The organism is Protofrankia sp. CiP1_Cm_nod1, assembly GCF_920888515.1.
Classification (GTDB): Bacteria; Actinomycetota; Actinomycetes; order Frankiales; family Frankiaceae; genus Protofrankia.
Genome location: NZ_CAKKTM010000381.1, coordinates 3,852 through 9,822 on the forward strand (window position 1 = coordinate 3,852; position 5,971 = coordinate 9,822).

The 5,971-nt window shown below is 73.4% G+C and carries 5 protein-coding genes; all 5 read left to right on the forward strand.

The genetic code is table 11. From position 1 onward, the window contains the following. The first annotated feature begins 622 nt into the window (after positions 1-622). Positions 623-2,143: an ABC transporter substrate-binding protein gene (locus NBX02_RS17020; RefSeq protein WP_250292152.1), complete on the forward strand. Its 1,521-nt coding sequence runs from the start codon at positions 623-625 to the stop codon at positions 2,141-2,143. A 108-nt stretch (positions 2,144-2,251) separates the two neighbouring features. After that, positions 2,252-3,232, forward strand: coding sequence for an ABC transporter permease (locus NBX02_RS17025; RefSeq protein WP_250292154.1), 981 nt, complete (start codon positions 2,252-2,254; stop codon positions 3,230-3,232). Then, positions 3,229-4,449, forward strand: a complete 1,221-nt coding sequence (locus NBX02_RS17030) for an ABC transporter permease (RefSeq protein WP_250292156.1) — start codon at positions 3,229-3,231, stop codon at positions 4,447-4,449. The genes NBX02_RS17025 and NBX02_RS17030 overlap by 4 nt, the downstream gene beginning before the upstream one ends. Further along, on the forward strand, positions 4,446-5,588 hold the full coding sequence (locus NBX02_RS17035; RefSeq protein WP_250292159.1) for an ATP-binding cassette domain-containing protein: 1,143 nt from the start codon (positions 4,446-4,448) through the stop codon (positions 5,586-5,588). Before NBX02_RS17030 ends, NBX02_RS17035 begins: the two co-directional genes overlap by 4 nt. Beyond that, a partial coding sequence (locus NBX02_RS17040; protein WP_250292161.1) for an ATP-binding cassette domain-containing protein occupies positions 5,585-5,971 on the forward strand: 387 nt, incomplete at its 3' end. The genes NBX02_RS17035 and NBX02_RS17040, both read left to right, overlap by 4 nt.

A 5,971-nucleotide genomic window follows, 5' to 3' on the forward strand; every position in this document is an offset into this window, starting at 1 on the left:
CGTCCGCGAGGTCCTGATTGAGTCTGACCCCGCGTGAGGTTACATTCATGCGGTGCGCACAGGGCGTCGGCTGCCAGCGATGATTCTCGACCCGTTCTGGATCTCGCGCCGCGCGCACCATTTCGACCAGATCTGTTGCTGATCCCGAAAGCCCGGTGAGCGTGGCGGCGGAACGGCAGCTGCCCACCGGACCGGTTCCCCGCTGACAGCTGTCAGGCCCGGACCGTCCATCGGCGGCAGCGCGCGGAACCGGAGCCGGCCAGCACGGTGCTGCTCCTCCCGGCTCTCCCCCGCTTCTCCTGCCGTACCGCGCTTTATCGCCGCGGCTTCCCCGCGGGGCCGCGGCCTTCGCGACGGGTCGCGCACCGCCCCATGGCGGCGCGTCGTGCGCGGCGTCGTGTACGGCGGGGTGGCAGGGCTCCGGCAGACGGCCCGCACCTCATGCAGCGCATGCAGCGCATGCACCAACACCCATTTTGGTCACTTTATGTAACCATCGACGCTCGCGCCCGTCCTGTCGCCAGGAAGCGCCGGCCAGCATCGGGCGGCCCCGGACGGTCTCGGCGGCGTCGCTGGTCGCGGCCGTGACCGTGCCCGACGGCTTTCCAGGAGAAGGCAGCTGATGAAGACCAGATTGTTCGCCGGCGCGGCAGCCCTGGCGCTGGCGGTGCTCACGGCCTGCGGCTCGGACGCCTCCGGCGGCGCGGCGGACCCGGCAGCCACCACGGCCGGCAGGCCCAGCCCGGACGCCACCCTGACCGTCGGGCTCGTTCTCGAGCCGGGCAGCCTCGACATCACCAGGGCCTCCGGCGCCGCCATCGGCCAGATCCTGCTCAACAACGTCTACCAGGGGCTGCTCCAGCGGGACGGCTCCGGCGTCATCACCCCGGCGCTGGCCACGTCCTACAAGGTCTCGGAAGACGGGAAGACCTACACCTTCACGCTGCGGGACGGCGTGACCTTCCATGACGGCTCACCGCTGCGTGCCGCCGACGCGGTGGCCTCCCTGAGCCGGGCCAGCGCGCCGGGATCGGTCAATCCCAACGCCGCCGACCTGGCCTCGGTGGCCTCGGTGACCGCGCCCGACGAGAAGACCGTCGTGCTCACCCTGAAGGACCGCGACACCAACCTGACCTACCGGCTCACCGGCGCCGCCGGCGTCATCGTCCGGGAGGGCGCCACCGATCTGGAGAGCAGGCCGGTCGGCACCGGCCCGTTCCGGTTCGACAGCTGGCGGCACGGCGACAGCGTCACGCTCGTGCGCAACGACCGGTACTGGGGGCCGAAGGCCGGCGTCGCCCGGGTGGTCTTCCGCTACCTCACCGACCCGAACGCGCAGAACAACGCGGTGCGGACCGGGCAGGTCGACATCGGCACCATCACCGACATCGAACTGGTCAACTCCTACCAGGGCAACCCGAACTTCGCCGTCTCCACGGGCACGAGCAGCGACAAGATCACTCTCGGGTTCAACCACTCGCGCGCCCCGCTGTCCGACGCGCGGGTCCGGCACGCGATCCGGCAGGGCATCGACAAGGACGGACTGATCAAGATACTCGGCGGCGGCACCCGGATCGGCAGTTCCGTCCCGCCGCTGGACCCCTGGTACGAGGACCTCACCGGAATCGACAGGTACGACCCGGCGAACGCCCGCAAGCTGCTCGCCGACGCCGGCCACGCCGGCGGGCTGACCCTGGGCCTGACGGTCGCGAACATCTACCCGCCGGCCATCGCCGAGTACGTGCGCTCCCAGCTCCAGGACATCGGGATCACGGTACGGATCACCAGCGTCGAGTTCCCCACCTGGCTGACCCAGGTGTACCGGAACGCCGACTACGACCTGAGCATCGTCGACCACGCCGAACCGCGGGACCTGGGCAACTACGCGAAGCCGGGCTACTACTGGCGCTACGACAGCCCGGCCGCCCAGCAGGACTACCGGGCCGCGGTGACGGCGGCTTCGGACGCCGAGCGTGACCAGAACCTGCGCAGGCTCGCCCGGCAGATCTCCGAGGACGCGGCCAGCGACTGGCTGCTGCTCGGCCCGGCCCGGCAGGTCGTGCGGGCCGGTGTCACCGGCTACCCGACCAACAACCTGTCGTCCCTCTACGACGTCTCGAAGATCGAGATCAGGAAGTCCTGAGCCGGCCGGCCGCCGTCGTGTTCGACGCCCACTCCTGACGCGGAGGGTGTCAATTCTGATACGTAAAGTCATTGCACGGAGGATGTGGGGAGTGCGGAGGGCGGGCCCATGGCGGTGATCATGCTGCGGCGCCTCGTCCTGCTGGCCGGGTCGCTGGTCATCGCGAGCCTGCTCGTCTTCCTGCTGCTGCGGCTGCTGCCCGGCGACGTGGCCGACGTGATCGCGGGGACCACGGCCAGCCCGGACCAGGTCGCCTGGATCCGCCACCAGCTCGGCGTCGACCGGCCGTTGGCCACCCAGTACGCCAGCTGGGTCGGCGGTGTCCTCACCGGAGACTTCGGTGTCTCGGCGGTGAACGGGGTGTCCGTGTCGGCGCAGCTCGGCGAGAAGCTGACGGTGACCGCGCCGCTGGTGGCCGGCGCGACCATCCTGGCCGTCGCGGCCGCGCTGCCGCTCGGGATCATCGCGGCGGCCCGGCACCGGCGGGCCGACGGGCTGGCCCTGTCCACGCTCGGCCAGCTCGGCATCGCGGTGCCCAGCTTCTGGGTGGGGCTGATGCTCATCACCCTGTTCGCGGTCGAGTGGGGGGTGCTGCCCGCCGGCGGGTTCCCGCCGGACGGCTGGGACGACCCGGCGGCGGCCGTGCGCGCACTGGCGCTGCCCGTGGCCACCCTGGCGCTGGTGGAGGGCGCGGTGCTGATGCGGTTCACCCGCTCGGCGACGCTGGAGGTGCTGCACGCGGACTTCATCCGCACCGCCCGGGCGAAGGGGCTGACCCGCGGCCGGGCGCTGCTGCGGCACGGGGTCCGCAACGCGGCCGGGCCGGTCCTGTCCGTGCTGGGCCTGGAGTTCGCCACCCTGCTCGCCGGCACGGTCGTGATCGAGAACGTGTTCGCGCTGCCCGGCGTCGGGCAGATGCTGATCGTCGACATCGGCAACCGCGACCTGGTCAAGGTCCAGGGCACGGTCCTGCTGATCACCGTGGCCGTGCTGGTCGTCGGCTTCCTCGTCGACGTCGGCCATCGGCTGCTGGATCCGAGACTGCTGGATCCGCGGCTGCCGGCCGCCGGGGCCCGGGGCCCGCGATGACGGCTCCGCCGCGCGGGACGGCCCGGCTGCCAGGGGCAGCCCGGCTGCCAGCGGCGGCCCCGCCGCTGGTGACAGCTCTGCTGCGCAGCCGTCCGGGACGGCTGGGTGTGCTGCTGTCCTCGATCGTCGTGGCCGCCGCCGCGGTGTCCCTGGTCTGGACGCCGTACGACCCGACCCGGGTGGACGCGGGCGCGCCCTGGCTGCCGGTCAGCGGGCAGCACTGGTTCGGCACCGACAAGCTCGGCCGGGACCTGTTCAGCCAGATCCTGGTCGGCGCCCGGATCACGGTGTTCGCCGCGGTGACGGCCACCGCCGTCGCCGCGGTGCTGGGGGTGGGGCTGGCGCTGCTCGCCACCGTCACCCCACGCCTGGTCGGCGAGTCCACCGCCCACCTGGTCGACGTCCTGATCGCCTTCCCGGCCCTGCTGCTCGCGATGGTGCTCGCCGCCGTGTTCGGCGGTTCGACCTGGACCGCCGTCGTCGCGATAGGCGTCGGCAGCGGCGTCCAGGTCGGCCGGGTGACGCGGGGGGAGATCGCCCGGGTGCTGGCGTCCGGCTACGTCCTGGCCGCGCACGCGGCCGGCGCCGGCACCAGGCGGATCGTCCGGCGGCACGTCCTGCCGAACGTCGCGCCGACGCTGTACGTCCAGCTCTCCCTCGTGCTCGGGATCGCCGTGCTCGCCGAGGCCGCGCTGTCCTACCTGGGCCTGGGCACCCCGCCGCCGACCCCGTCGTGGGGCCGGATGCTGCAGGAGCTGCAGCCGTACATCACCCTGCGGCCGCTGGTGCTGCTCTGGCCGGGCCTCGCCGTGGTGCTGACGGTGCTCGGGTTCAACCTGCTCGGCGACGGCATCCGCGAGGCCACGGACCCGCGGCTGCGGGACGGCCGGGCGGCGCCGGGCGGCTCGCGGCGTGGTGCCCGCAAAGCGTCCCGGAAAGCGTCCCGGAAAGCGCGGGCCGCCCGGCAGGCGCCGGATGCCCCGCGGGCTCGGCCCGCGACGCGGGACGGTTCACCGCGGGAGTGGGACGACTCACCGGAAGATCCACCGGATGATCCGCCAGAGGACTGGTCGGCCACCTGGGAGGGCTTCCGGGATGCCCAGCCGGACGCCCAGCCGGCGGCGATACCGAACGGCGATCCGGACACCACACCGTCCGCCACAGGAGAGCCACGCATAGGACAGTCACGCTCCGATACCACAGAGGCGTCACGGTGAGCGAACAGAGACCGCCGACGCCGATACCGACATCCTCGCCGGCAGCACCAGCACCAGCGGCGGCAGCGGTGTCGGCGGCAGCGGCGGCGCCTGGACCGTCGGCGGCGCTGGCGGGGCGGGAACGGGACGGGGCGCCGTCCGGGCTCCTCGAGGTCACCGATCTCACCGTCCGCTTCGGCGACACCGTGGTCGTCGACCGGATCGGCTTCGGCCTGGACGCCGGCGGGCGGCTCGGGCTCATCGGCGAGTCCGGATCCGGGAAGTCGATCACCGCGCTGGCCGTCCTCGGGCTGCTGCCCGACGGCGCGGCCGCGACCGGAAGCATCCGCTTCGACGGGCGGGAGCTGCTCGGCCGGTCCGACCGGGAGCTCTCCCGCATCCGCGGCGACAGGATCGCCATGGTCTTCCAGGAGCCGCTCACCGCGCTGAACCCGCTGTGGCGGGTGGGCCGCCAGATCGGCGAGCCGCTGCGCCTGCACCGCGGGCTGTCGCGGCGGGCGGCGGGCGTGGCCGCGGTCGAGCTCGCCGCGAAGGTCGGGCTGCCCGACCCACAGCGGCTCGTCCGCGCGTATCCGCACCAGCTCTCCGGCGGGCAGCGCCAGCGGGTCGGCATCGCCATCGCGCTCGCCTGCCGTCCCGCGCTGCTCATCGCGGACGAGCCGACCACCGCCCTCGACGTCAGCGTCCAGGCGGACGTCCTCGCCCTGCTCACACGCCTCGTCGACGAGGCCGGCACCGCCCTGCTGTACATCACCCACGACCTCGCGGTGGTGGCCTCGGTCGCCCGGGAGCTCGCGGTCATGCGCGGCGGGCGGCTGGTGGAGACCGGCCCGACCGAGGCCGTCCTGCAAGCTCCGCGGCATCCCTACACCCAGCGGCTGCTGGCGGCGGCACACCGCACAAGCTGGACCGGCCCCGCGGCCGGCACCGCAGCCAGTCCGGCGTCCAGACCCGCGAGCGGGCCGGCCGCCGGTCCCACCGACAGCCCGGCACCCGAACTCGCGGCCGGCCCGGCCGCCGAACCCACCAGCAGCCCGCCTCCTGGCCTCGCGGACGACCCACCTCCCGAGCCCACCGGCAGCCCGGCTGCCGGGCCGGTGGACGGCCGGCCGGAGCGGGCGTCGAAGGCGGGCACATGACGCTGTTCGAAGCCAGCGGGCTGACCCGCGCCTACCGGCTGCCGCGCACCTCGCTGTTCGGCCCGGCCGGCGTCCGGCACGCCGTCCACAACGTCGATCTCTCACTGCCGGATGGTCACAGCCTCGGCATCGTCGGTGAGTCCGGGTCGGGCAAGTCGACCCTGGTCCGGCTGCTGCTCGGGCTGGAGCACCCGGACGCCGGGACGGTGCGCTACCGGGGCCGGCAGGTCCGGCCCGGCCGCCCCCGCGACCTGCGCTGGCTGCGCCGCGAGGTGCAGGTCGTCCTGCAGGACCCGATCGGCTCGCTGAACCCCCGGATGCCCGTCGGCGCGATCGTCGCCGAACCGCTGGAATGCCTCGGCATCGACGGAAACGACAACAGC

Bases quoted from the DNA above. Each gene is read 5' to 3' on its own strand.
- NBX02_RS17020 (WP_250292152.1), top strand. From the start codon at position 623: ATGAAGACCAGATTGTTCGCCGGCGCGGCAGCCCTGGCGCTGGCGGTG.
- NBX02_RS17025 (WP_250292154.1), top strand. From the start codon at position 2,252: ATGGCGGTGATCATGCTGCGGCGCCTCGTCCTGCTGGCCGGGTCGCTG.
- NBX02_RS17030 (WP_250292156.1), top strand. From the start codon at position 3,229: ATGACGGCTCCGCCGCGCGGGACGGCCCGGCTGCCAGGGGCAGCCCGG.